At 69.6% G+C, this 26,270-nt stretch carries 17 protein-coding genes; 5 read left to right on the top strand and 12 right to left on the bottom strand.

What is annotated here, in order from left to right; all coding sequences use genetic code 11:
- Positions 1 to 31 precede the first annotated feature (31 nt).
- The 7 genes from rfbD to AC3A57_RS19675 all read right to left on the bottom strand — a co-directional run bounded on the left by rfbD (position 32) and on the right by AC3A57_RS19675 (position 12,493).
- Positions 32 to 931, bottom strand: coding sequence for a dTDP-4-dehydrorhamnose reductase (gene rfbD / locus AC3A57_RS19705; RefSeq protein WP_487580466.1), 900 nt, complete (start codon positions 929 to 931; stop codon positions 32 to 34).
- A complete protein-coding gene (gene rfbC, locus AC3A57_RS19700; protein ID WP_487580465.1) occupies positions 928 to 1,485 on the bottom strand; it encodes a dTDP-4-dehydrorhamnose 3,5-epimerase in 558 nt (185 codons plus the stop codon). Before rfbC ends, rfbD begins: the two co-directional genes overlap by 4 nt.
- 10 nt (positions 1,486 to 1,495) lie before the next feature.
- Positions 1,496 to 2,380, bottom strand: coding sequence for a glucose-1-phosphate thymidylyltransferase RfbA (gene rfbA, locus AC3A57_RS19695; RefSeq protein ID WP_487580464.1), 885 nt, complete (start codon positions 2,378 to 2,380; stop codon positions 1,496 to 1,498).
- A gap of 10 nt (positions 2,381 to 2,390) precedes the next feature.
- On the bottom strand, positions 2,391 to 3,443 hold the full coding sequence (gene rfbB, locus AC3A57_RS19690; RefSeq protein ID WP_487580463.1) for a dTDP-glucose 4,6-dehydratase: 1,053 nt from the start codon (positions 3,441 to 3,443) through the stop codon (positions 2,391 to 2,393).
- A 363-nt stretch (positions 3,444 to 3,806) separates the two neighbouring features.
- Positions 3,807 to 5,228, bottom strand: a complete 1,422-nt coding sequence (locus AC3A57_RS19685; protein ID WP_487580462.1) for a hypothetical protein — start codon at positions 5,226 to 5,228, stop codon at positions 3,807 to 3,809.
- Positions 5,229 to 5,993: 765 nt separating this feature from the next.
- The gene (locus AC3A57_RS19680; RefSeq protein WP_487580461.1) at positions 5,994 to 9,002 is read right to left on the bottom strand and encodes a TonB-dependent receptor domain-containing protein; all 3,009 of its coding nucleotides are present in this window, start codon (positions 9,000 to 9,002) and stop codon (positions 5,994 to 5,996) included.
- Positions 9,003 to 9,139: 137 nt separating this feature from the next.
- Positions 9,140 to 12,493: a TIM-barrel domain-containing protein gene (locus AC3A57_RS19675; RefSeq protein WP_487580460.1), complete on the bottom strand. Its 3,354-nt coding sequence runs from the start codon at positions 12,491 to 12,493 to the stop codon at positions 9,140 to 9,142.
- A 320-nt stretch (positions 12,494 to 12,813) separates the two neighbouring features.
- On the opposite strand from AC3A57_RS19675, the gene AC3A57_RS19670 reads away from it, so the two are divergent.
- From AC3A57_RS19670 to nagA, 5 genes are read left to right on the top strand one after another with little or no spacing between them, the layout of a single operon-like run.
- Positions 12,814 to 13,968, top strand: coding sequence for an SIS domain-containing protein (locus AC3A57_RS19670; protein WP_487580459.1), 1,155 nt, complete (start codon positions 12,814 to 12,816; stop codon positions 13,966 to 13,968).
- On the top strand, positions 13,961 to 14,902 hold the full coding sequence (locus tag AC3A57_RS19665) for an ROK family protein (RefSeq protein WP_487580458.1): 942 nt from the start codon (positions 13,961 to 13,963) through the stop codon (positions 14,900 to 14,902). The genes AC3A57_RS19670 and AC3A57_RS19665 overlap by 8 nt, the downstream gene beginning before the upstream one ends.
- A gap of 44 nt (positions 14,903 to 14,946) precedes the next feature.
- On the top strand, positions 14,947 to 16,299 hold the full coding sequence (locus AC3A57_RS19660) for a D-tagatose-bisphosphate aldolase, class II, non-catalytic subunit (RefSeq protein WP_487580457.1): 1,353 nt from the start codon (positions 14,947 to 14,949) through the stop codon (positions 16,297 to 16,299).
- 30 nt (positions 16,300 to 16,329) lie between these two features.
- A complete protein-coding gene (locus AC3A57_RS19655; protein ID WP_487580456.1) occupies positions 16,330 to 17,112 on the top strand; it encodes a DeoR family transcriptional regulator in 783 nt (260 codons plus the stop codon).
- The gene (gene nagA, locus AC3A57_RS19650; protein ID WP_487580455.1) at positions 17,109 to 18,218 is read left to right on the top strand and encodes an N-acetylglucosamine-6-phosphate deacetylase; all 1,110 of its coding nucleotides are present in this window, start codon (positions 17,109 to 17,111) and stop codon (positions 18,216 to 18,218) included. The genes AC3A57_RS19655 and nagA overlap by 4 nt, the downstream gene beginning before the upstream one ends.
- 116 nt (positions 18,219 to 18,334) lie before the next feature.
- On the opposite strand, the gene glk is transcribed toward nagA, so the two are convergent.
- The 5 genes from glk to AC3A57_RS19625 form a co-directional block, all read right to left on the bottom strand.
- Complete coding sequence (glk, locus tag AC3A57_RS19645; protein ID WP_487580454.1) at positions 18,335 to 19,321, bottom strand: glucokinase; 987 nt, start codon at positions 19,319 to 19,321, stop codon at positions 18,335 to 18,337.
- Positions 19,321 to 21,069 carry a cellulase family glycosylhydrolase gene (locus AC3A57_RS19640; protein WP_487580453.1) on the bottom strand — a complete coding sequence of 583 codons (1,749 nt, stop codon included), beginning with the start codon at positions 21,067 to 21,069 and terminating at the stop codon, positions 19,321 to 19,323. The genes glk and AC3A57_RS19640 overlap by 1 nt, the downstream gene beginning before the upstream one ends.
- A complete protein-coding gene (locus AC3A57_RS19635) occupies positions 21,066 to 22,073 on the bottom strand; it encodes a cupin-like domain-containing protein (protein ID WP_487580452.1) in 1,008 nt (335 codons plus the stop codon). Before AC3A57_RS19635 ends, AC3A57_RS19640 begins: the two co-directional genes overlap by 4 nt.
- Complete coding sequence (locus AC3A57_RS19630) at positions 22,057 to 22,788, bottom strand: SapC family protein (RefSeq protein ID WP_487580451.1); 732 nt, start codon at positions 22,786 to 22,788, stop codon at positions 22,057 to 22,059. Before AC3A57_RS19630 ends, AC3A57_RS19635 begins: the two co-directional genes overlap by 17 nt.
- A 91-nt stretch (positions 22,789 to 22,879) precedes the next feature.
- Complete coding sequence (locus AC3A57_RS19625) at positions 22,880 to 25,963, bottom strand: TonB-dependent receptor (protein ID WP_487580450.1); 3,084 nt, start codon at positions 25,961 to 25,963, stop codon at positions 22,880 to 22,882.
- Positions 25,964 to 26,270: the final 307 nt, after the last annotated feature.

The raw sequence follows: 26,270 nt of genomic DNA, 5'->3' as shown, positions 1-26,270 counted from the left end.
CGCCGCCGCAGCGGCGCCGCGGGGGCCGCGCTCAGTCGGCCGGACGGTCCAGGGTCGCGGCCAGGGCGGCGCGCCAGTGCGGCACGTCCAGGCCGTACTCGTCCCGCAGGCGGCCGCTGTCGAGCACCGAGTAGGCCGGGCGACGGGCCGGCGTCGGGTAGTCGGCGGTGGCGATCGGCTCGACCCGCGGACGGCGTGCGATCAGGCCGCGCGCCAACGCTTCCTCGAAGATCGCTTCGGCGAAACCGTGCCAGCTGGTCTGGCCGCCGGCGACCAGGTGGCGCACGCCGGATTGCTTCAACCCCTGGCGCAGCACCTGCGCCGCGGCATCGGCCAGCAGCCAGGCCGGGGTCGGCGAACCGTGCTGGTCGGCGACCACGCGCAATTCCTCGCGCTCGCCGCCCAGGCGCAGCATGGTGAGCAGGAAATTGTGTCCGCGCGTGGCGTAGACCCAGGCGGTGCGCAGGATCAGGTGGTCGGCGCCGCTGGCGCGGATCGCCTCCTCGCCGGCGAGCTTGCTTTTGCCGTAGACGCTGATCGGGCCGGTCAGGTCGGTTTCGAGATAGGGCCGGGTGCCGCTGCCGTCGAATACGTAATCGGTCGAGTAATGAATCAGGCCGATCCCGTCCGCCGCGCACAGCCGCGCCAAACGCTCCGGCGCTTGCGCGTTGATCGCGAAGGCGAGTTCGGGTTCGCTTTCGGCGCGGTCGACCGCGGTGTAGGCGGTGGCGTTGACCACGTGGTCGGGCCGCACCCGGCGCAGCAAAGGCTCGATCGCGTCGGGCTGGGACAGGTCCAGGGCCTCGCAGACCGAACCGTCCTCGGCCAAGCGGCCGCTGAGCGTGGTCGTCACCAGCTCGCCCAACGGGGCGAGGCTGCGGCGCAGCTCGTGGCCGACCTGGCCGTCGCCGCCGAGCAGCAGCAACCTCACGGCGCGTACACCGGCAGGCGGTCCTCGGCGACGTCCTTCAGCAACGGCGCCGCCGCGTCCTTGGCCGATAGGCTGGGCTCGCTGAGCGGCCAGTCGATCGCCAGCTCCGGGTCGTCCCAGCGCACGCCGGCGTCGGCCGCGGCGTCGTAAACGCGGGTGCACAGATAGCTGAACACCGCGCGTTCGCTGAGCACAGCGAAACCGTGGGCGAAGCCTTCCGGAATCCAGAGATGGCGCTTGTTCTCGGCGCTCAGCACGGCTGCGGTCCAGCGCCCGTAATGCGGCGAGCCGCGGCGGATGTCGACCGCGACGTCCCAGACCTCGCCTTCCACCACCGAGACGTACTTGCCCTGCGGATTGGGCCACTGGTAATGCAGGCCGCGCAGCACGCCGCGCGCGGACGAGGACACGTTGCCCTGCACGAAACGCGGGTTGAGGCCGTGCGCGGCGAGCTTGTCCTGGTTGAACGATTCGAAGAAAAAGCCGCGCGCGTCGCCGAACACTTGCGGTTCGACGACCAGGCAGCCGGGCAGATCGGTTTCGATGATTTTCAAGCGGTGTTCCTTAGGGCACGAAACCGCGCTCGGACAGGCCGAGCAGGTACTGGCCGTAGCCGTTCTTGGCCAGCGGACGGGCCAGTTCTGCCAGTTGCTCGGCATCGATCCAGCCGTTGCTCCAGGCGATTTCCTCGGGGCAGCAAACGCGCAGCCCTTGGCGGGCCTCGATGGTTTCGATGTAGTTGGACGCTTCCAGCAACGACTGGTGGGTGCCGGTGTCGAGCCAGGCGTAGCCGCGGCCGAACCGCTCCAGATGCAGCGAGCCCTCTTCCAGGTAGATCCGGTTGAGGTCGGTGATCTCCAGTTCGCCGCGCGCCGACGGCTTGAGGCCGGAGGCGAATTCGCTGGCGCGGCCGTCGTAGAAGTACAGGCCGGTGACCGCGTAGTTGGAACGCGGCTTGGCCGGCTTTTCTTCCAGGCCGATCACCTGCCCCTCGCGATCGAATTCGGCCACGCCGTAGCGCTCGGGGTCGCGGACCCAGTAGCCGAACACGGTCGCCCCGCGATCGCGCTGGCCGGCGCGCTTGAGCATCGCGGTCAGGCCCGGGCCGTGGAAGATGTTGTCGCCCAGCACCAGGCAGCTGGGCTGGCCGGCGACGAAGTCCTGGCCGATCAGATAGGCCTGGGCCAGGCCGTCCGGGCTCGGCTGCACCGCGTACTCGATCGTCATGCCCCATTGCGAACCGTCGCCGAGCAGGTTCTTGAACAAGGCCTGCTCGTGCGGAGTGTTGATGATCAGCACCTCGCGAATACCGGCCAGCATCAGCACGCTGAGCGGGTAATAGATCATCGGCTTGTCGTACACCGGCAACAGTTGCTTGCTGATGCCCTGGGTGATCGGGTACAGCCGGGTGCCGGAGCCGCCGGCGAGGATGATGCCCTTGCGGTTCATGCGCGCGCCCTCAGGCCTGACCGATGCGTTCCAGACGATAGCTGCCGTCGAGCACGCGCCGCACCCAGGGCTGGTTGTCCAGGTACCAGTCGACGGTGCGGGCGATGCCCTGCTCGAAGCTCAGCGTCGGCGCCCAGCCCAGCTCGTTCTTGAGCTTGGAGGCGTCGATCGCGTAGCGGCGGTCGTGGCCCGGGCGGTCGGCGACGTAGGCGATCAGCGACTCGCGCGCGCGGCCGTCGGCCAGCGGCCGGCGCTGGTCGAGCAGCGCGCAGATGGTCTTGACCACGACGATGTTGGCGCGTTCGGCGTCGCCGCCGACGTTGTAGGTCTCGCCGATGCGGCCGGCTTCCAGCACCCGCGCGATCGCCGAGCAGTGGTCGCCGACGAACAGCCAGTCGCGCACGTTGAGTCCGTCGCCGTACACCGGCAGCGGCTCGCCGGCCAGGGCCTTGGCGATGACCAGCGGGATGAGCTTCTCCGGAAACTGGAACGGCCCGTAATTGTTCGAGCAGTTGGTGGTCAGGACCGGCAGGCCGTAGGTGTGATGGAAGGCGCGGACCAGGTGGTCGGACGCGGCCTTGGAAGCCGAGTACGGCGAATTCGGCGCGTACGGGGTGGTTTCGGTGAACTGGCCGGTTTCGCCGAGGCTGCCGTAGACCTCGTCGGTGGACACGTGCAGGAAGCGGAAGCCGTCGCGCGCCGGCGCGCTCAGCTGCTTCCAGTAATCGCGCACCTGTTCCAGCAGGCTCAGGGTGCCGACCACATTGGTCTGGACGAACGCGGCCGGGCCGTCGATCGAGCGGTCGACATGGCTTTCGGCGGCGAAATTGACCACCGCGTCGGGGCGATGCTCGGCCAGCAGGCGCTTGACCAGGGCCGCATCGCCGATGTCGCCCTGGACGAAGACGTGGGCCGGATCGCCCTCCAGGCCGGCCAAGGTGTCGAGGTTGCCCGCATAGGTCAGAGCGTCGAGGTTGACCACCTTGATGCCCTTGCCGACCGCATCGAGAACGAAGTTACCGCCGATAAAGCCGGCACCGCCGGTCACTAGCCAAGTAGCCACTCAGGACACTCCTCATGTGTTTAGGTTCGCTTAACCGGACCGCTTCCGACCGGGAAACAAGCGCAATGAACCAAGCGTCCAGAGCATTCGCCACGGCCAACGACTCGGCTCTGCAGGGCCGCTTGAGATCGGGGCATTGTAATGGGTAAGCGGCAGCCCGCTCCCGCTCCAATTCTTGCCGTTGTTGCTACCTACAGGATAGGCGAAGCCTAGCCGGCCCTGCCAAAAGCGACCGTCATCGCGCCCGATATGTGCGCAGACAGGCGTTTCATGCCCATCTGCCCGCTGGGCCGGGCCCCGTTGGTACCTGGCCCAGCGTTCCGCCCAGGCAGCCCCCCCTGCGCGACTGCCCGGGAGCCGACCTCAATCCACCGTCACCACCACCACGCTCATCCAAGGCACCTGCACCACCACCCGCCCCTGGGCGAAGGCGACCGCGTTGGCGATCCGGGCCGGGGCGCGGAACTGCGCGCCAAGGGCGAAGTCGGCCGGATTCATGCCGCGGCCGTGGCGCCAGGCCGAGTAGACCCCGCTGGCCTTGCCGCGCAGGTCCATCACCACGCGCCGGTCCAGCGAGGCCGACTTGTTGATCAGCACGATCTTCTTGGCGTCGTCGGTGGCGAACACCTCCAGTTCCGGGATCGCGCTGGTGGCCGCAACCATGGTCGAGCCGAAGCGCCTCGACCAGGTGCCGCCGGTCCACACGCTCATTCCCCAATACGCCGGCAGACGCACGTGCTGCCCGTCCGGCTGGTCGTTGCGGCCGGTGCCGTCGGTGATCAGGCCCAGCGGGCCGTTGTTGTCGGCGTACTGATAGGCGCTGCCGCCGGCGTTGAGCACGTGACCGATCACCGAGGCGGTGTGGACCAGATTGCGCGAGGTGTAGAACGCGTCGCGCCAGCTGCCGTCGTACCACGAGTTGTAGTTGAACTCGCCGACCTGGATCGCGATCGCGCCGGCACGCTCGCCGAAGGTCGTGTCGATCTCCTGGCGCAGCCAGGCGATGGCGTCGGCGTACTGACCGGTTCGGTGCAGATTGTCGAAGCGCTGGCCGTCGCCGTACTTGTGGAAGTCGACCACGTCGACATCGGCGTGGCTGGCGGCGAAGAACTTGCGGAAGTCGCCGAACTTGTAGTCGGCCCAGGTCACCAGCGAAGGGCCGGCCAGCGACAGCGGCCGCGCGCTGGCCGCGCGCATCGCCGTCGCGATGGCGTGGAAGCCGTCGCTGCCGTTGCCGCCGTGGATGTAGGGATCCATGCCGAAGCCGTTGTCGGGCTCGTTGCCGATGATGTAGTCGTCGACCGGGCCGCCGTGGCTGCCGCCGTTGTCGTTGAAGTAGCGAACCAGGGCCGCGGCGTCGCTGGCGCGGATGTCGTTGTCGTTGGCGCTGCCGCCGACGGCGATCATCGGCAGGCCGCCGATGCCCTTGATCGCGCGGATATAGGCCTCGCCCTCGTTGCCGCCGTGCACGCCGCCGGCGGCGGAACCGACCTGGCCGTCGTGGTGGTACAGCGGAATGCGCCAGACCAGCGGCCCCAGTTCGCCGAGGTAGCGCCGCCACAGCGCCTGGTTCGGCCCCTTGATCAGGTTGCTGCCGTTGTCGGCATAGGTCGACACGGTCGAGCCCAGCGAATAGGCCGAAGTCGGCTGGCGATGGGCGTTGAAATCGACCACCACGTTGGCGGCCTCGGCGGCCTGGAGTGGGTCGCTGCCGAGCAGGGCCAGCGCGGCGGCCAGTACGGCGGCGAGAGGAAACGACGGGAGGGGGCGTAAGGCTAAGCGCATGGAAAACCTCGCGGAGGACACAGACGGGAACGCGGCCGTAGCGTCAGGCGCCGTCGTCGACGGTCGCAGTGGCGCGATCCGGCACGCAACGGCAGCGCCGCGCACGCTACCCCGGGGCCGCGGACGGAACCGCGACCTGCATCGGCCATGCACAGGCGCACACAGATCGCGGCTCGAACCCGGGCAGCGGGCACGCGTCGGACTTGATGCCGCTCGCACAACGCCTCGGTCGGCAAGGGTCCGCCTTGCCTTGCCACTCGGGCGTCCGGCGGCGCCACCGGCCCGGTCGTCCCCATTGCAGGCAAGGCGCGCTACAGCGGTAAACGAGGCGGCCAAAATCGCGCCCCGATGTAACGCCGCACGCAGCAAGCACGGCGACGACGCGCTCCGGCCTTCTGCCTGTGCACCAAGGGGGCCAGAGACGGACTCGAAGTCCGCCGGCCGAACATCTGGCTGGCCCGCAATGGGTGACCGACACGGCCTAAGCCAGGTCGCCGAGCAGGGCCGACTGCTGTCTGCCAGCCGACGGCGGGCACTGTCTGCAAGCGGCGCCGAGGCCCGCGGCGGGCAGGGACGAGACCCGGAGGGACAGGAACGAGCGACGCGTACCGGCACCGCGATCGCGCGCAGCGCCGATTGCCCCAACCGCGATCGGGTGGCTCGAACCGAACCTAACCGATAAGTCGAACCGGCGCCCCTTCGGCAAGTCCCGCCGAAGGGCGCTTTGTTCGAACGCGCCGGCGACGGCCGGCGCGTTCGCGACGCTCAGAACTTGTAGCCGACGCTCAGACTGTAGATGCGGCCGAAGTTGTTGGTGTAACCGGGAAAGCTCATCCAGTCGTTCGGATCGTAGAACGGATGGCGGTCGAACAGGTTCTTCACCGTCGCGCCCACGGTCAGCTTCTCGGTCGGCCGCCAGGTCACGCCCAGGTTGGCCGTCCACCAGGCCGGCGCGCCGTCGCACTTGCTCGACTGCAGCGACACGTAGCTGCCGGTGCAGGTCGCTTCGTTGTTGTCCTGCCCGTCGATGCGGTCGTAGGCCCACTTGGTCTTGCCGACGTAGTTGACGTAGAAACTGGTGTTCCAGTCGCCGTAGTTCCAGTCGACGTTGAAGGTCGCGCGCAAACGCGGGTTGTTGTAGTAGCCGACGGTGTTGCCGTACAACCAGCCGGTATCGTCGCCGCCGTGATACATGTTGCGACGGGCGATGGTCGCGGCCACGCCGATGTTCAAGCGCCCCCACTCGCCCAGGTCGAAACGGCTGCGCGCGTCGATATCGAAGCCGTCGACCAGGGTGCGGCCGCGGTTGCGGTACTGGCCGATCACGCTGGCGATGTTGCCGGTGCTGTAGCCCGGCAGCACGCTCGGACAGGTCACGCCGCTGGCCGGATCGGCGCACATCGCCGCCAGCGCGGCCAGGTTGGAACGGTCGGCATCGGTGACCGGGAAGCGGGTCAGCGCCTGGATGTCCTCGGGCTTGCTGTAGTCCGGCGCGACGATCTCGTTGCGGCGATAGATGAACCAGTAATCAGCCGAGACCGACAGCCAGCTGGCGGGCTCGTACACGAAGCCCAGGGTGGCGATCTTGGCCTTCTCCGGCTGCAGGTCCTGGTTCGGCTGGGTCAGGCGCGCCACGTTGCGGCTGCAGTCGGAATTGCGCAGCGTGCGGCCCAGGTCGACATCGCCGGGACGCGCCGACCGCAGCAGCAGGTTGGCGATGGCGTTGGTCTCGTTGCAGCGGACCTCGTCGCGGTAGCCGCCGATCTGCGCGAACACGCCGCCTTCGCCGGACTCGGCCAGGCTGGGCGCGCGGAAACCTTCGGAATAGGTGCTACGCAGCAGCAGTTCCGGCAGCACCTGGTACTTGAGGCCGATCTTCGGCGCCAGGTTGGCATTGAAGTTCGGATACTTGTCCAGGCGCGCGGCGACTTCCAGCTCCAGCTTGTCGGTGATCGGCGCCACCGACTCGGCGAACAGCGCGTAGGTGGTGCGCTTGCCGTCGAACCAGGAGCCGCCCTGCTGGGTGATCAGGCCGTTGGCCGCGTCCTCGTTGCCCGGGGTGTAGAAGGTTTCGCGGCTGAGGTTGAAGCCGAACGCCGCGCGCACTTCGCCTGCGGGGAGCGAGAACAGCGGGCCTTCGATCTTGCCGTCCAGGGTGTGCAGGCGGGTCCAGGACTCGATGTCGAAGGTCGGGTAGGCCTCGCGCAGCAGCTTGGCGTTGGCTTCGCTGATCTCGCCGAACTTGTAGGCCGGATTATCGGAGATGATCACCCGGCCCGTGCCCGGGTCGATGGTGAAGGGGCCGAAGGCGCGCTCGAAGCCTTCCAGATTGACGTTGGCGGTCTGGTAGGTGACCGAATGCGAGCCGGCGGTGGTGAAGGCGGTTTCCCAGTTCCAGTCGCCCAGCGCGCCGCGCAGGCCGAACATGCCGCGGTAGCTCTTGTCGGTGTTGCGCTGGCCGAAGTGGTCGCCGCCCACGTCCTGCAGCAGGTACTGCAAACCAACCACGCCGCCATTGATCGCGCGCAGCGCGGGGCTGGCCTTGTTGTAGACGTTGTTGGGGCCGAGATAGGGATAGAAGAACTGGTTGACGCTGTTGCCGGTGTTGCGCGAGAACCAGCTGGTCGGATTGCCGGTGGTGGTACCGAACGCACGCGGTGTGCCGCCGTTGGCGCGCAGGTCGATGTCGGTATAGGTGGCTTCGGCGAAGGCTTCGGTGGTCTCGCCCAGCAGGAAACGTGCGCTGACGTAGGCGGTGGCGCGTTCGGATTCGGCGCCGCCGTCGATCTCGTTGTTCAGCCAGGTCTGCCAGATGCAGCGCGGGCCGGCCGCTTCGACGACGACGTTCTGGCAGCCGGGCGCCGCCTCCTGCGTGCGCCGGCCGGTGACCGGGTTGATCGCGAAGTAGCTGCCCGGGTTGAACACGCCCGGCGCGCTGCCGGTGCCCAGGCGCAGGTTGTTGAGGTAGTTCGGGTTGTTGACGTAGAACTGTTCTGGCTTCTTGTCGTACCACTCCGACAGCGGAATCGGATCGCGCCGGTACAGATTGACCGACCCGTAGACGTTGTAGCGGTCCTCGTCCAGGTCGCCGAAGCCGCCGGTCAGGCTGAGCTGGTGCTCGCCGTAGGAATCGAAGCGCGGCGCGAAGTCGGTGGTGACGTTGATCTCCGCGCCGCGGTACTCGCGCTTGGTGATAACGTTGATCACGCCGGCGACCGCGTCGGTGCCGTACACCGCCGATGCGCCGTCGGTCAGCACTTCCATCCGCTCGATCGCCGCGGCCGGGATCGCATCGATGTTGACGAACTGGGTCTGGAAGCCGGCCGGCGCGCCGTAATACGACAGGCGGCGGCCGTTCAGCAGCACCAGCGTGCCCTGCGCGCCGAGGCCGCGCAGGTTGGCCTGCGAGGCACCGTCGGAGCCGGTGAACAGCGACTTGGAATCCACCTGCGCCGGGCGCGCCGCCGGCAGGTTGTCGAGCACCTGCAGCAGGGTGCGCGCGCCCATGTTCTCGATGTCCTGCTTGCTGATCACCTGCACCGGCGAGGCGGTCTCCACGTCCAGGCGGCGGATGTTGGAACCGGTCACTTCGATCCGCGACAGTTCGGTGGTCTTGTCCTTGCCGTCGGTGGCGGCGGCGGCGCCGTCCTGTGCGGCGGCGAACGAAGCATGGCCCAGCAACGCGGCGGCCAAGGCCAGCGACAGCGGGGTGGCGGAATAGCGGGACGGGCGGTCGGCGCGTTGACGGCGCGGGCGGCGGCTAGCGGGCAACATCGGAACTCTCCTGGCAGGATCTGCGGCGCGGATGGCGGACGAAAGGCAACAGCGATCCCGGGCCGCGGCCGGACGGCCGCAGTCGGTATGGGCGGGGGGAGGAGCGGTGTTATGTGTTCGGCGTCAGTGGTGGTGGGTCATGGCGCGAGGATGCTGGCGGTATCGCCCTCCTGGCCGATCAGTACGGCGTTGGCCCAGTTGGCGCAGACCTGGGCGGGTTGGCTGCCCTGCGCGCCGAGCGTGCGCAGGCTGAGGGAAGACAGGCCGCGGACGTCCAGTTCCGGCTTGACCACGCCGGGCGCTTTGACCAGGCCGCTGTCGTACAGCAGGCGTCCGTCGCCCCAGACCTGGAACTGCAGGCCGCCGGCGCTGCGGCAGGCGTCGTCGATGCCGAGGTCGGCGCGCAGCAGGCGCCACTGCCCTTGCAGACGCAGGTCGAGGCGGCTGGACGGGCCGACGCCGAGGCCGCGGCGGAACAGCAGGCCGTTCATGCGCAGCGCGTCGCCGCCGCGCAAAGCGCGATCGCTGCGCACGGTGTCGGCCAGCGCGGCCGGCAACGGCAGCTCGGAGAGATAGCGTTGCTGTGCCGGCCGCTCCGGTGGTTGATGTTCGAGGATGTGGAAGCTCGACAGGGCGATCGGGCCGACGTCGCGCGGTTGCAAGGCATCGATCGCGCGCGCCGCGCCGCCCTGGGCGGCGACGACCATCGGGTCGGCGCCGGACGCGCCGTCGCCGTCGGGGTTCTGCACGCTGAGCACGCGGAAACGCAGCAGGCGGCCGGCGCGGGCCGGGAAATCGATCCGCTGCAGTTCCCGCTTGAGCTGCAGGCGGCCGCGCGCGATCGGCTCGCCCCACTCGCCGTTGCTGTCGCCCAGGTAGACCTCGTAGTCGCGCACCTGGCCGTGCTTCCAGTGCTGGTCGTTGCGCGGCGCCAGTTCGATGCCGTCGATCAGCTTGCGTTCGCCGAAACCGATGGTCCATTCGTGCGCGCCGGTGCGCACCGCCTGGTTGCGCACGCTGCGGAACCAAGTCTTGGGATCTTCGTCGAAGGCGTTCTCCAGCGCATGGCCGGGCTCTTCGGCCGGGCGGTTGACCACCAGCAGGCTGTCGGCCGGCAGCGCGCGGCCCAGTTTGGGCGCGTCCGGATAAGCGTCGTCGGCAGCCGCCGCGGCGACGGGAATGTCGAGCGCGAACCGCAGCGGCTTGCGGATATCGACCGCGGCGCTGCGCACGTGCACGCTGCCCTTGCGCTCGTTCGGGTCGAAATACCAGCCTTCCGCCGCCGACTGCCAAGCCGCGGCATCGGCCAGCTTCGGCAGCGCGCGGCCGTCCAGCGACACCGCGCGTGGCGGCTGCCGGCTGAGCACGCGCAAGGCGTAGCGACGCTGCGCCAACTGGCCCTGGTACTGGCCCTGGACCGCGTCGATCGCCACTGTCACCGGGCCGCTGCCCTGCGCCGGCGCGCTCATCCGCACCTGCTGGGTGCTCGACTCGCCCTGTTCGAAGCGGCGGGTGTTGCCGTCGTCTTCGTACAGGCTGTACTGCGACTCGCCCTGCGGATACAGGTCGAGCGTGATCTCGTCGAGCGGCTTTTCGCCGTCGTACAGCATCGCCGGATGCATCGGCACGATCGCCCCGGCGCGCACGAACAGCGGCAGCGTGGCCAGGTCGACCGGGCGGTCGAGTTCGCGCCCGGCAGCGCCGGCTTGCACGCTGCGGCCGTCCCAATAGTCGATCCAGCGCCCGGCCGGCAGGTGGATGCCGCGGCGCCAGCCGCGGCTGGCGGCCTGGCTGCGATACACCGGCGCCACCAGCAGGTCGCGGCCGAGCAGGAACTGGTATTTGTAGGTTTCGTCGCGGGCGTGCGGGTCTTGCGGGTGATCCCACATCAGCCCGCGCACCGGCGGCGCGCCGCTCTGCGCGGCCTCGTGCGCCAGGCCGTACATGTACGGCGTCAGCCGCATCTTCAGCTTCAGATAGTCCCGGTTGATGCTGCGGTAGGGCTCGTCGAACCACCACGGATGCTTGCGCGCATTGGACGACCAGCCCGACATGCCCATCAGCACCGGGGTGAAGGCTTTCCACTGCAGGTCGCGGGTATAGGTTTCGGCGCTGCCGCCGAAGATCGCATCGACGTCGCCGGTGGCATAGGCCATGCCCGACAGGCCCGAGCCGATCAGGGTCGGCACGTGCCAGCGGATGTAGTCCCAGCTCGCGCTCTGATCGCCGGTCCAGGCCACCGCGTAGCGCTGGATGCCGGCCCAGCCCATCACCGTCCACAGGAACGGGCGCGAGTCGGAGTTGTGCAGGATGCCCTCGAACGCCGAGCGGTTGGCGTCCATCGCGAACTGGTAGCCCTTGCCGGTCCAGGCCACGTCGAGCTTCTGCACCCGGCTGCCGGCGGTGCCGACTTCCCAGGCGATCTTGTCGACGCCGTTCTCGGTCCACAGGCCGGTGCGGAAGCCGTACTTGGCCAAGCCCTTCACCGTCTCGGGCAATTGCTTGTAGCCGCAGCCGTAGCCGTCGTTGGGCAGGATCCAGCCGCCGGGCATGTCGTGCTCGCGATACTGGCGGGCCACGCTTTCGACCACGTCCGCGGTGGTGCCGGTGGGGCCGTCGTGCCAGCCCTCCGGCACGGTGCCGGGCTTTTTGCCGTTGTCGCCGTCGTTGTAGCAATCGGCGTCGCCGTAGGACAGCGCCCAGCGCGGCAGCAGGCCGGGGCGGCCGGTCAAACGGGTGTAGCGCTCGAGCAGGCGCGGCAGTTCGCCGACGAAGTAGTACGCGTCGAAGCGGTCTTCGCGATGCAGCAAGGTGGCCTGGTCGGGCTGGCGCAGGTCGTAACTGCCGTCGCTCCAGGTATTGCGCAACATGCCCCAGCCGCGCGAGCTCAGCAGCATCGGCGCCGGGCTCGGGCGATCGCCCTCCTCCCAGCCGCCGGAATAGGACACGTCCAGTTCGCGGCCCTTGAACTGGTAGCGGCCGTTCTGCTGGCCGCCGCCGTAGAAAGCCTCGTCGGCCTGCGAGGACAACACCTGCACGCTCTGCGCCGGGTCCAGGTCCAGCGGCTGCAGTTCCTGCCACAGCGGCACGCGGCGCTCGCCGTCGATCCGCTCCAGGCGCAGCTTCAACGGCTGCCGCTGCACGTGCAGCACCAGCGCGCCGGTGCGCACCCGCAGTTCGTCGGCGTCCTCTTCCAGAGCGGCGGCGAGCTTGACCGCCGGTTGCGGCAAGACGATCGGCGCGGCCTGGTCGCCGGCCGGCGCCAGCTTGCCGCGGCGTCCGGCCTGCACCCGCACGATGTCGTCGGCCAGCACCTCGATGCGCAGCACGCTGCCGGTGTCGGTGCTCAGCTCCCAACTCGGCGTGGCAGCGGCGACGGCGCTGACGCCGCGCAGGTTGCCGACCGGCTCGGCCGCGACCGGCAACGCCGACGCCACCAGCGCAGCCAGGATCGCGATCGACAGTCGCGGACGACGCACGCGGAACTCCACCTTGCCCCCAGGGCCCGCTCGACGGGCGTTCGAACTATGTTGCGACCGACTCTAGGGCAGGGTTTCGAAACCTGTCAATAAACTGAAAGGAAAAAGGAAGAATTTTTATAAGAAAACGAAAGATTGTGCGGCGCAATACTTTCCAAACTAGCTCAAAATGCCCATTAAGCCTTATACGAAAGGCATTCAGGTTCAATCTTTCGCTTCGTAGCGATGGGATCATTGCAAAGCGTGCCCGATCAATTTCTTTTGTTTTACTTTCGATAATTGACTTTCCGAAAGAAAACACTGATCTTGCCCTCGCTCAACAGGAACCCTCCATGGACCTCACCCCGCTTCCCGACTCGTCCGCCTGGCAGCGCCTGGGCGGAGCCGACACCGCCGCCGAGATCGCCCAGCAACCGGCCCTGTGGAACCGACTGGCCGAGGAGCTGGCGCAGGCGCGCGAACGCGTGCAGGCCTTCCTCGGCGACTGCCTCGAGGACCCTAACCAGCGCGTGCTGTTCACCGGCGCCGGCAGCTCGGGCTTCATCGCCGACCTGGTCGCCGACCGCATCAATGCGCAGTGGCCGGCCGAAGTGCGCGCCTTGCATACCACCAGCCTGCTGACCCATCCGGCGCTGTACCTGCAGCGCGACCGCCCGACCCTGCTGGTGTCCTTCGCCCGCAGCGGCTCCAGCCCGGAAAGCGTGGCCGCAGTCGAGCTGCTGCGCGCCGAAGTGGTACACGCGCGTTTTCTCGATATCACCTGCAACCCCGAGGGCGAGTTGGCCCGTCGCGGCGTCGGCCGCGAAGACACCTGCACCCTGCTGATGCCGGCGGCCAGCTGCGACCGCGCCTTCGCCATGACCAGCAGCCTGAGCTGCATGCTGCTGGCCGCGCTGAGCGTGTTCGACGCCGCGCCCTGGCCGCAACGCAGCGAGCGCCTGCAGCGGTTGGCCGGACTGGCGCAAGAAGGCCTGGCGCAATGGGATGCGGCGGCGGCCGCGCTGGCGCAACGTCCGTTCGACCGGGTGATCTACCTCGCCAGCGGCCCGCTGGAAGCGCTGGCGCGCGAAGCCGCGCTGAAGGTGCTCGAGCTCACCGCCGGGCGGGTGCTCGCCCTGGCCAATACCCCGCTGGGCTTCCGCCACGGCCCCAAATCCACCCTCGACCGCGACACCCTGGTGGTGGTGATGCGCAGCGCCGATGCGCTGGCGCGCCGCTACGAGCAGGACCTGCTGGACGAACTGCGCCGCGACGGCGTCGCCGGCCGGGTGCTGGCGATCGGCCCGCACTCCGACATCGGCGGCGGCGACGACTACAGCCTGCGCGCGCCGCCGCTGGACGATACCTGGCTGGCGCCGGTGTGGCTGATCTTCGCCCAGTTGTACGCGCTGCAGCGCTCGGCCGCGCTCGGCCTGACCCCGGACAATCCCTTCCCGGACGGCACCGTCAACCGGGTGGTTCAGGGCGTTACCATCCACCATGGCTGAAGCGTCGCATTCCGGAATCTGTTACGGCATCGACATCGGCGGGACCAAGATCGAATTGGTCGCCTGCGACGCCGCGCTGGAGGTGCGCCATCGCCGGCGCATCGCCACGCCGCAGGGCGACTACGCCGGCTTCCTCGCCGCGCTGGAAGCGCTGGTCGCCGACGCCGACGCCGAACTCGGCCAGGCCGGCACCGCGATCGGCATCGCCCTGCCGGGCGTGCGCGACCGCCGCAGCGGCCGCCAGCTCAGCGCCAACGTGCCGGCACTGACCGGCCACGGCGTCGCCGCCGATCTGCAGGCGCGCCTGCGCCGTCCGCTGCATTTCGGCAACGACCTGCAGTGCTTCGCCCTGTCCGAGGCGCACGGCGGCGCGGCCGAAGGCTATCCGAGCATGTTCGGCGCGATCCTCGGCACCGGCGCCGGCGGCGGCTACTGCCTGCACGGCCGCCTGGTCGCCGGCTACAACGGCCTGGCCGGCGAGTGGGGCCATTGGAGCGTGCCGGCGCATCTGCTGCGTAGCCACGGCCTGCCGGTGCTGGAATGCGCCTGCGGCTTGCGAGGCTGCGTCGAGCGCTATGTCTCCGGCAGCGGCCTGGTCGCCCTGCACGGCCACCTCGGCGGCGCGGCCGCCGACGCCGGCGCGGTGATCGCCCTGGCCGACGCCGGCGACGCGCGCGCGCGCCAGGCCATGACCGTCCACCTGGACCTGCTCGGCCACAGCCTGGCCGCGCTGGTGCTGATCCTGGATCCGCACGTGATCGTGCTCGGCGGCGGCCTGTCGCAACACGCGCCGTTGTACGACGCCTTGCCGGCCGCGGTCGCCGCGCACCTGTTCAACGGCGTGCAGGTGCCGCCGATCGTGCCGCCGCGTTTCGGCGACGCCGGCGGCGCCCGCGGCGCCGCCCTGCTGGCCTGGCGTCCCGCCCTGTCCTGAGTTCGCGCCGTCCCTTCCGTTTTCCGCCGCGCTGGAGTTTCCACATGTCGCCCGTGCAATCGCTGATCGCCTCCCACCGCCAGGGCCGCAACCTCGGCCTGTACAGCGTGTGCTGCAGCAACGAACTGGTGCTGCGCGCGGCGATGGACGTGGCCCTGCGTCACGACACCCTGCTTCTGATCGAGGCGACCTCCAACCAGGTCGACCAGTTCGGCGGCTATACCGGCATGACCCCGCCGCAGTACCGCGACTACGTGCTGGCGCTGGCGCGCGAAGAAGGCTTCCCCAGCGACCGCCTGGTGCTGGGCGGCGACCACCTGGGCCCCAACGCCTGGCAGAAGCGCCCGGCCGCGGAAGCGATGGCCAACGCGCGGGTGCTGATCGAAGCCTATGTCGCCGCCGGCTTCCACAAGATCCACCTGGACTGCAGCATGTCCTGCGCCGACGACCCCACGCCGCTGCCCGACGCCGTGGTCGCCGCACGTTCGGCCGAGCTGGCGCGCATCGCCGAACGCACCGCCGCCGCGCACGGCCTGGCGCCGCCGGTGTACGTGATCGGCACCGAAGTGCCGGTGCCCGGCGGCGAAGCCTCGCTGGCCGGCGGCCTGCAGGTGACCACCCCGCAAGCGGCCAAGCAGACCTTGGCGATCCATCGCGAGGCCTTCGCCGCGCCCGACCTGGCCGCGGCCTGGGAGCGGGTGATCGCGATGGTGGTGCAGCCAGGGGTCGACTTCGACCACAGCAGCGTGCACGACTACGACCCGATCGCGGCGCGCGAGCTGGCCGACTTCCTCGAGCGCCAGCCGAGGATCGTGTTCGAGGCGCACTCCACCGACTACCAGCGCGAGCAAGGCCTGCACGAACTGGTGCGCGACCACTTCGCCATCCTCAAGGTCGGCCCGGCCGCGACCTTCGCCTACCGCGAGGCGCTGTTCGCGCTGGCCGCGATCGAGGCCGAACTGTTGCCGCAGGAGCAGCGCTCCGACCTGCCCCAGGTGCTGGAACGCTGCATGCTCGAACAGCCGCGCCATTGGCAGCAGCACTACCGCGGCGACGAGCGCGAGCTGCACTTGCTGCGCCTGTACGCGCTCAGCGACCGCTGCCGCTACTACTGGGGCGAACCGGCCCTGGTCGCGGCGGTGCGGCGCCTGTTCGACAACCTGCGCGCGCATGCGCCGCCGGCCTATCTGCTCAGCCAGTACCTGCCCGAGCAATACCGCGCGCTGCGCGCCGGCACCCTGGCCGACACGCCCGAAGCCTGGGTCCGGCACCGCATCGGCCTGTGCCTGGACGAGTACGCCCGCGCCTGCTCGGCGAACATGGCCGGCGCGCGGCCCGCGGAGTCCGAGCCCGGGTCCGACGCCGGGCACGGCGCCCGCGCCGCGGCAAACGGCTAATCTTCTCTTCGCTCTCCTGCGGACCCACCGATGGCCACGCGCAATACCCGCTCCCGCCGGCAGCAGATCCTGCAATGCCTGATCGAGCAGGGCTCGGTGCAGGTCGCCGAACTGGTCGAACGCTTCGGCGTATCGGCCGTGACCGTGCGCTCCGACCTGAGCCATATCGAATCCCAGGGCCTGGCCACCCGCACCCACGGCGGCGCCAGCCTGGTGCGCACGCCGCCGCAGGAGCAGGACATCCACGAGAAGGACGCGCTGAACCTGCCGCTGAAGGAATCCATCGGCGCGCGCGCCGCGCAACTGGTGCAGGCCGGCGACAACATCATCATCGACTCGGGCTCCACCACCATGACCCTGGCCCGCCACCTGCGCGGCCATCGCGAGGTCACGGTGATGACCAACGGCCTCAACATCGCCTGGGAGCTGGCCAACGCCCCCGGCGTCGACGTGCTGCTCAGCGGCGGACTGCTGCGCAAGCAATCGCTGTCGCTGCAGGGCAGCCAGGCCGAGGCCAGCCTCAACGCCTACAGCTTCGACACCCTGTTCCTCGGCGTGGACGGCCTGGACCTGCAGTTCGGCCTGACCACCCACGACGAGGCCGAAGCCCGCCTCAACCACCGCATGGTCGAGCGCGCGCGCCGGATCGTGGTGCTGACCGACGCGTCCAAATTCGGCCGGGTCAGCCTGCACCGCATCGCCCGCCTCGACCAGATCCACGCCATCATCACCGACCCCGGCATCGACGACCGCTACCGCGAGGGTCTGCAACGGCTGGGCATTGAGCTGATCATCGCCGAGCCTACGCCGTGAACGAACTGCGCAGCCTGCAAGGCCGCATCCTGACCCCCGCCGGCTGGCGTCGCGGCCGCATCGCCTTCGACGACAGGATCCGCACCATCGAGGACGTCGCCGGCGACGATGGCGACGGCGACGCCATCGTTCTGCCCGGATTCATCGACCTGCACGTGCACGGCGCCGCCGGGGTCGACCTGATGCAGGGCGGCGACGCCGCGCGCACCGTGACCCGCGCCCACGCGCGCCACGGCACCACCGCTCTGCTCGGCACCACCATGACCGCCGCCGAGGCCGACATCGCCCACGCCCTGCGCGGCCTGGCCGCGGCCATCGCCGAGCCCGCCGCGGATGCGGCGCGCATGCTCGGGGTGCACCTGGAAGGGCCGTTCATCAGCCCGCGAAGGCTCGGCGCGCAGCCGCCGCTGACCGTGGAGGCCACTGTGGAATCGGTGCAGCGCCTGCACGCGCTGGCGCCGATACGGGTGCTGACCCTGGCGCCGGAGATCGGCCGCCATACCGAGTTGATCCCGCATTTGAACGCGATCGGCATCCGGGTCCAGATCGGCCACAGCGCCGGCACCTACGAGGAAGGCCTGGCGGCGCTGCGCGCCGGCGCGGCCGGTTTCACCCATCTGTTCAACGGCATGACCGGGGTCGATCACTACCGGCCCGGCATCGCCGCGGCCGCCCTCGCCCACGCCGAGTACGCCGAGCTGATTCCCGACCTGCAGCATGTGCACCCCGGCGCGATCCGGATGGCCTTGCGGGCGATCCCGCGCCTGTACGCGGTCACCGACGCCACCGCCGCCACCGGCATGCCCGACGGCGAGTACGCCCTGGGCTCGCAGCGCGTGCACAAATGCCTGGGCTGCGTGCGCCTGGCCAGCGGCTCGCTGGCCGGCAGCGCGCTGACCATGGACCAGGCCCTGCGCAACCTGGTCGAGGTCGGCCTGGACCTGGCCGACGCCGCGCAACGCGTCTCGACCTTCCCGGCCGACTACCTCGGCCTGAGCGACCGCGGCCGGCTCGAACCGGACGCCTGCGCCGACCTGGTGGTGCTGGACGCGCAGCTGCGCGTGGTCCAGGTGCATGTCGGCGGACGCGCGGTGGACTTGGGCTGATTCGGCGCGCGGGTCGGCGCAGCCGCGTTGAGCAAACCGCACCGACGCTCCGCCTCGCTGCAATCGGTTGCTCCGCCCGCTCGGATCGCGGCGAGCGCCGCCGTCGCTCGCGCCGCTCAGGCGCGCATCGTGCCGCGATACGTCTCCGCCGCGTGCGCCGCGGCGCCGAGCAGGCCGGAACAGGCGTGGACGATCGCCAGCGACGGCACTTCGGCCATCGCCGGGGCGAACCGGCCCTTGGCCTCGAACGCGTCGCGGAAGCTGTCCAAGCGCAACGCATCCAGCAGCTTGGGCACCACGCCCCCGGCCAGGAACACGCCGTCCCAGGCGCCCAGGGTCAGCACCAGGTCGCCGGCCATCGAGCCGAAGGCGGCGCAGAAAAGCTCCACCGCGTGCCGGCAGCGGGCATCGCCGGCCGCGGCCTGAGCGTTGATCTGCGCCGGCGACCACGGCTCGGCGGCGGCGCCTTCCAGTTCGCAGACCGCGGCGTACAGATTGGCCAGGCCGGGCCCGGACACCAGCCGCTCGCACGAGACTCGGCCGTAACGGCGCATCAGGCATTCCAGCACCGCCATGTCGCGCGGCCGCGACGGCGCGAAACCGGCGTGGCCGCCCTCGGTTTCCAGGGCGAAGCAGCGGCCTTCGCGCACCAGCAGGCCGCCCACGCCCAGGCCGGTGCCGGGGCCGATCACCGCGTAGGTCTGCGCCGCCGCCATGTCGAAGCCGGGCCAGTCGACCGCTCCGACCGCAGCCACGTCGCCGGCGCGCAAGCGCGAGATCGCCATCGCCTGGGCGGCGAAATCGTTGATCAGCGCGACCCGCGCGGTGCCCAGCGCGGCGCCGATGTCCGCTGCGCGGATCTGCCAGGGATGGTTGGTGATGCGCGCCTCCTCCCGGCGCACGCGTCCGGCCACCGCGAACACCGCGGCGTCGACCCGTTCGCCCGACTCCTCGAGGAAATGGCGCGCAGCCTCGGCGGCGCTGGCGAAACCCGCGGCCGGGTATTCGCGCACGCTGTCGTGCCGCAGCCGCTCGCCCCGGTCCAGCTCGGCCAGGGCGAAACGGGCGTTGGTGCCGCCGATGTCGCTGACCAGGACGCGCATCAGCGGCCGGCTCCGGCGCTTGCGCCGATCGGTTCGAAGTGCAGCGCCGCGACGGCGGGCGCGCCCGACACCGATTCGACCACCAGCGTATTGCGCCCGCGCAGCAGGGCCGCGCGTTGCGGCCGGTCCGCCGGCGCCGGCGCCAACGCTGCGCCGTTGACCCGGATCCGCAGCCGGCCCGGGGTACCGCGCCAGCTCAGCCGATAATCGCCGGCGGCCTCGGCTTCGATCGTGTACTTGAGCCATTCGCCGGCCTGCATCGACGCCACTCGCAAGCCGTCCCCGTCGCGTTCGATATCGACGCCGTCGTTGCGGTACAGCTGCGATCGGTTCCAGTCCGCATTCGGCTTGCCGCTTTCGTTGCCGGCGTCGAGGTCGAAGTAGGCCACGCCGTTGCGGCCGAGGTCGAAGTCCACCGCCGCCACTTCGCCGCCGCCGCGCCCGATCCGGTGCGGCTTGAACGGCAGGCTGCGGTCGTCGCGCGGCGCGCGCAGCCAGGCGTCGACCACATCGGCACGGCGCAGGTTGTGCTCGAAGCGCACGTCGCGGCCGGCCAGGGTCAGCAGGGCCTCGCGCGCCTGCGCGCGGCTCGGCCGCGGCCCCAGGCCTTCCCAGTACGCCAGCACCCGCTCGTAGCCCGGATTGGCGACCACCTGCAGCGGATTGTTGTAGCGCAGCTTCTTCAGCGGCCAATTGGCCCAGCCGATGCCCTCGCCCTCCAGCGTTTCGACCGTGCGCGCGAACCAGTCGTTGGAATTCTCGCCGGTCTCGCCCAGCCACAACGGCAGGTTCCAGCGCTCGCGCAGGGCCAGCGGCTCGGCGATGCTGTCGCGGCCGGTGCCGGTCCAGTACTTGTGGAAGCTCAGCACCAGGTTGTCGTCCCACAACCCGGCGTCGAGCACGCCGCGATAGTTGTTGCCCCAGCAATTGCCTTCGACGATCACGATGTGGCGCCGGTCGACCTCGCGGATCGCCGCGGTGGTGCGCACCAGCAACTCGCGCAGCGGTGCGTTGCCGGCTTCCTTGCAGCCGTTCTTGTCGTCCGCGTCGGCGAAGCCCCAGTTGGGCTCGTTGATCAGGTCGTAGCCGGCGACCGCGGGCTCGTCGCGATAGCGCAGCGCCAGCCGGCGCCACAACGCGACCATCTTGTCGCGGTTGGCCGGCTCGTCCCACAGCGAAGGCGCGGACGGATCGCGGTCGGAGATATTGAGGTCGTTGCCCTGTCCGCCTGGCGCGGCGTGCAGGTCCAGGATCACGTACAGGCCGTTGGCCTTGGCCCACGAGATCAGGGCGTCGGTGCGGCGGAAACCGTCCTCCAGCCAGGTTTGCCGTCCGCGCACCGGCTCCTTGGCCACCGGCAGCGTGTACAGCTGGTAGTGCATCGGCAGTCGGATCGAGTTGAATCCCCAGGCCGCGATCGCGTCGATATCGTCCTTGCCGACATAGTTGTCCAGCCAGGCCCGGTAGAACGCCTCGGCGTCCTCCTCGCCGATCAGGTCGACGATGCGCCGGCGGATCGCGTGCTGCATGCCGGGGCCGGTCAGGCCGAGCATGTAGCCCTCCTGCAGCATCCAGCCGCCGAGGCCGACCCCGCGCAGGATCACCGGCCGCCCTTGCGCGTCGACGATCTGCCGGCCCTGCGCGCGCAGGAAGCCCTCGGCCCGGCTCGCGCCCGGCGCCAGCGCCAGGGCGACGGACAAGGCCAGCGCGGCGGCCGAGCGCGCGGCGTTCGACGATACCGCGCTCATCGATTCAGCCCCTGCAGCAGGCGCGCGCGCAGCTCTCTCGCGCGCGTTTCGTCCAACGGCGCCAGCGCGCCGCGCGCGGCCTCCGGGATATGCGCCGGCGTATCCGCATCGGCCTCGAACACGTAATGGCGGAACGCCTCGCGCCAGATCTCGCGTTGCGCCGGCGGCAGGTCGCGTACGCTCAGGATCGCGTGCAGCAGCGCGTTCATCGGCGTATCCATCCAGCGCGGCGACTGCCGCCACCAGTAGTTGACCAATACGTTGAAGGCGTCGAGCGCCTCCATGTGATGCCACCACATGCTCGGAATCAGCACCGCGTCGCCGGGCCCGAGCTCGGCGACCTGCGCATGGCGCATCGCCTCGACGAAGCGCGGGAAGCGCTGCCGATCGGGCGCGGCGAAATCGACCAGACTCACCGCCTGCCCGGCCGGGGTGCGGTCGAGCGGCCCGATATACAGATTGCGCAACTGGTCCGGCGGAAACAGGGTCACCCTGCGGCGCCCGGCGACCACGCAAGCGATATTGTCGGGCACATCCTGGTGGGCGGGAATGCGGGTACGGTTGCCGATCCAGATGCTGGCCAGCGGCTGCAGCGCGCCGAAGCCGAGGTCGTTATCCGAACGCAGGCCCGGCAACCAGGTGTCGATGGTGGTCGAGCCGACGTAGATCGTCGGCGGCGCCGGGTCGCCGGCATGGCGCAGCAATGCGTCCAATACGCCGGACAGCGACGCCTTGTGCTGCTCGAATCCGAAGCCGAGCAGGTCCGGCCGATAGGTGATGCGCCCGTCGGCGTCCGGCGGCGCGATGCTGACCGTCACCGCCGCGTCGCTGGCGTAGCGCTTCAGGTAATCGGCCGACGCCTGCGCCGAGACCGCGCGCGCCAGCGGCCAGTGCGCCACCAGGCCGCGCAGCACGCAGGGACGGTCCGAGCGCAGCAGCGCCTCGGGCAGCGCGGCCGGGTCGACGCCGCGCACCTCCTCGATGGCTTCAACCACCGGCGGCATGGCGGCGCTCCAGACGGTCGATCAGGTCGCGCAACCGCGACAGCGAGGCCAGCGCCATGTAGGCCGCTTCCAGGTACCCCGCCTGCGACAACGCATGCAGGGCCGCGCCGTCGAGGCCGCGCAGGCGGCGCTCGTCGATGGTGTGGAATCCGGACAGCCGGTGCTGAGTGCGCTCGTCCAGCCGGATCTCCAGCGCGAACGGCTCCAGCAGTTGGTAGCGTTGCAGCGCGGCCAGAAAACCGGCCTCCTCGCCCAGCCCCTCGTGCAGGGATCGCAGCAGCGAGGCCACGCGCTCGAGATAGGCGGTGCTGCCGCCGTGTTCGAGGAACAACGGCTGGCCCGCGGTACCGCCGCGCGCCACCCGCGGATGATCCAGGTCGATGTGGACCATCGGCTCGTCCTCGGCGATGCCGATCCAGAACGGCAGGCGTTCGACCGCCATCGGCAGATAGTGCGCGTCCCAGCGTTCGCCGCCCTCGTCCGCCGCGCCTTGCAGGAACAGGTTTTCGTTCTGGCGCAGGCCGAGCAGCGCCAGCGAGCGAAACCCGCCGTCCGCGGTTTTCTGGAAGACGATCGGATAGTGCGCCTGCAATTCGCGGAACTCGCCGAACCAGGCAGGCGCCAGCATTTCGTCGTCGCCGTAGCGGACGCCGCGCGCGGTGATCACGCGCAGGTCGTGGTGCTCGACGTTGTTGAGCAGTACGGTTCGGGGCATCGGAATTTCCGTGATCGGGACCAGCGCCGGCCGCAGCGCCGCCGCCTGCGCTGCGGGCGCAGCGCGGCGGCGGCTTCACCGAAGACCGCGCTCAGAACTTGTAGCGCACGCCGAACATGTAGCGCGGTCCGTATTGGTCGAACGAGTACAGCTGGCGCTTGTTGCGCCCGCGGGTGCGCATCGTCTCGTCGGTCACGTTGATGCCTTCCAGCGACAGCACCAGATTGTCGCTGACCGCGTAGCTGACGTTCATGTCCAACTGACCGTAAGCCTCGACGTAGATCGGGTTGGCGCCCTTGCCGTCGCCCAGCGAAGTCAGGAACTCGTCGCGCCAGTTGTAGGCAGCGCGCGCCTGCCACGGCCCTTTTTCGTAGAACGCGACCAGATTGGCAGAATCGCTGAGACCGGTCATTGCGAACTGGGTGCCCAGGCTGCCGTTGTTGTAGGTCAGGCCCGAGTCGACGATGGTGTAGTTCGCGGCCAGGCCGAAGCCCGATTCGCCGAACACGTGCTGGATGTTGAACTCCCAGCCGTCGAGCGTATCGGCGCGGTTGTTGACCGGCTGGGTGATGTTGAACGCCAGCACCGGATCGGCGCCGAGGCCGCTGATGGTGCCGGTGGGGAAACCGTTGGCATCCGTCCCGGTCCTGACCACCCCGGGCTGGCCGTTGTAGGTGTTGAGGATGTAGTTGCGGATGCACGGCCGATCGGTGCTCGCGCAGCCGCCGGCGCCGATGGCCTGGTTCCAGTAGGCGCCGCCGGCGGGGGTGTGCAGGTCGGGATACGGAGTCTGCCGGCTGACCTGGTCGGCGATGAAATTGTCGATCTTCTTGCGGAAGTAGCCCAGCGACAGGTAGCTGGATTCGCCGTAGTACCACTCGTAGGACAGGTCGAAGTTGCGCGACTCCAACGGCTTGAGCGCCGGGTTGCCGGCGCCGCCGCCGCCGCCGTCGAAGCGCGCCTGGCCGCCGACGCTCAGCGCCGGGTTGAGGTTGTTCCAGTTCGGCCGGCCGATCGACTCGCCGTAGCTGGCGCGCAGCTTCATGTCCTCGCGCAGGTCGACCGACACGTCCAGGCCCGGCAGCCAGTACTTGTAGTCGCCGTCCAGCTCGCGGAACTGCGAGCCGGAGTAGCGGATGATGAACTCGTTGGCCGCGACCCAGTCGATCCCGACCGGCGCCGGCTGCAGGGCCGAGGCCTTGACCTTGGTGCGCTCGTAGCGCACCCCGGCGGCGACGTGCACCGGCAGGCTCCAATCGAAGCTGTTGCTCCACTGCAGATAGAAGCTGCGCGACTCCTCGCGCACCCGGCTGTCGCCGACGGTGCGGTTGGCGGCGCTGCCGGGCACGCGCGCGCCGCTGTAGTCGAACGAGGCGCGGTAGTCGTCGCGCACGCCCTTGCCGCTGGCCACCCAGGCGTCTTCGGCCATCTGCCGCACCTGGTCGAAGTCGAACAGGAAGAAGGCGTCGGTGAAACGCGGGTCGTTGGCGCCGCCGACGTCGCGGAAGTAGTCGCCCATGCGGGCGAGCTTCCACACCGAGTCCGGGTAGTCGTTGGGGCTGGTGGCGCCGCCCCAGGTGTCGAGCTGGACGTGGGTGAAGGCCGAGCGGTTCTTATAGTCGGTCGAAGCGACGCCGAAGTCGAGCTTGGAATAGTTCTGGAACTGGTATTCGCCGCTGGCCTGGAACTGCTCGATCTGGGCGCGCTCGCGCTCGTTCCGGAACACCGACCCGGTCACCAGCATCTGCGCCGGGTCGATCGCGCTCATCCCGTTCGGCAGGTGCAGGGTCAGGACCGGGAAATCGCGGCTGAAATCGATGGTGTTGCCGGCGCGGAAGAAGCCGGCGCTGGCCAGGGTGTTGTTCGAGCCGTACGGGCTGTCGGGCGAGGAATCGGCGGTCGATCGGTGGTAGTCGAAGTTGAGCCTGAAGTCGTCGCTCAGCCGCCAGTCGACGTTGAGGCCCAGCGACTTGTTCTCGCGCTTGATCGCGCTCTTGCCCGCGCCGTTGGCGAAGTCGGAATTGCCGTTGTAACGCTCGTCGTAGATCAGCGGCGAGGAACCCGAGCCCGGGGTCCACGAGCTCATGCCGGGGGTGAAGTTGAGCCACACCGACATGTCGTGGCGCATTTGCTCGATCTTGTTCTGCGAATAGGTGTAGTCGAGCGTGGTGGTGAGGTTGTCGGTCGGCGCCCACTGCAGGGTCAGCTGGCCGTTGAGGCGCTCGCGTTTGACCGAGTTGACGCTGTAGCCCAGGCTCTGCGGCATCGAGTAGACGTCGTTCGGACCGGGCCGGTTGGCGATGTTCTCCGAACCCGGCTGGCCCGGCAGCGGCAAGGCCGAACCCGAGCCCTCGCCGCTGGCCAGCGGGGTATCGAGGAACGGTCGCCAGCCGTTGCCCGCGGCGACGAAGGCCGAGGCCGAACCGGACTCGCGCTTGAGGTAATTGGCGCTCAGCCCGATGCCGAAGCGGCCGTCGGCCGAGGTGGCGCTGAAGATGCCCGAGGCGTCGGGGGTGACCGAATCGCCGCGCAGGTCGCCCGGCAGATCGTCGTCGGAGGTGTCCCAGACGCCCTTGACGCCGACATTGGCGTGCACGCCCGGCTTGTCCAGCGGACGCGCGGTCTTGATGTTGATGGTCGCGCCGATGCCGCCGGCGGGGGTGCTGGCGCGGCTGGTCTTGTAGACCTCGACCGCGGAAATCGACTCGGCGGCCAGGTCGCTGAACTCGAACGCGCGGCTGCCGGTGGCGGTCGGCATCTGCCGGCCGTTGAGCAGGACCATGTTGAAGTCGGGGCCGACGCCGCGCACGGTCACCCGCGAGCCTTCGCCGGCGTTGCGGTCGATCGACACGCCGCTGATGCGCTGCAGCGCTTCGGCCAGGTTGGTGTCGGGAAATTTGCCGATGTCTTCGGCGGCGATGCCGTCGACCACGCCCTGCGCGTCGCGCTTGAGGTTCATCGACGAGGTCAGGCTGCCCTTGATGCCGGTGACCACGACGGTGTCGAGCGTGCGCGCGTCGTCGGCGGCGCCGGGCCGGCTCTGCGCTCCGGCCTCCGCCGCGGCCTGGGCGCCGGCCGCCGTTTCGGCGCTCTGCGCATACGCCGGCTGGGCCAGCGCCAGCAGCAATGCGGACGTCAGTACAGTGCGCTTCAGCGCGCCGCGCGTTTGCTTCATCGAAATTCCTCCCCGAATGCCCACGATGCATGGCCGGGCAGGTGCTGCCCGTCCCCTCGACTGCCAGGGGCCGATTTGGCACGGCCATGACAGCGCTGTCAATCTTCTGGACAGAAGCGGTATTCCGATCAAGCAAAAAGCGTTTTCTCCGCCGTTTTCATTGCCGCGTCGCAACATGGAACGCGCGATGGCGCGGCAGGCGCCAGCGCAGCCGGGCCGCCCGGCGCATTGCGTCGCGCCGCGGTCGGGCGTGCCGCGAACGAGGATCCGCGCGTCCGGCGCCGGCGCGCGATCGCGGCGCCTCGGC

The organism is Lysobacter sp. Soil_C_15 (genome assembly GCF_057657315.1).
The sequence above is the reverse complement of the archived record's forward strand: the minus strand, read 5'-3'. Positions and strand labels throughout refer to the sequence as shown.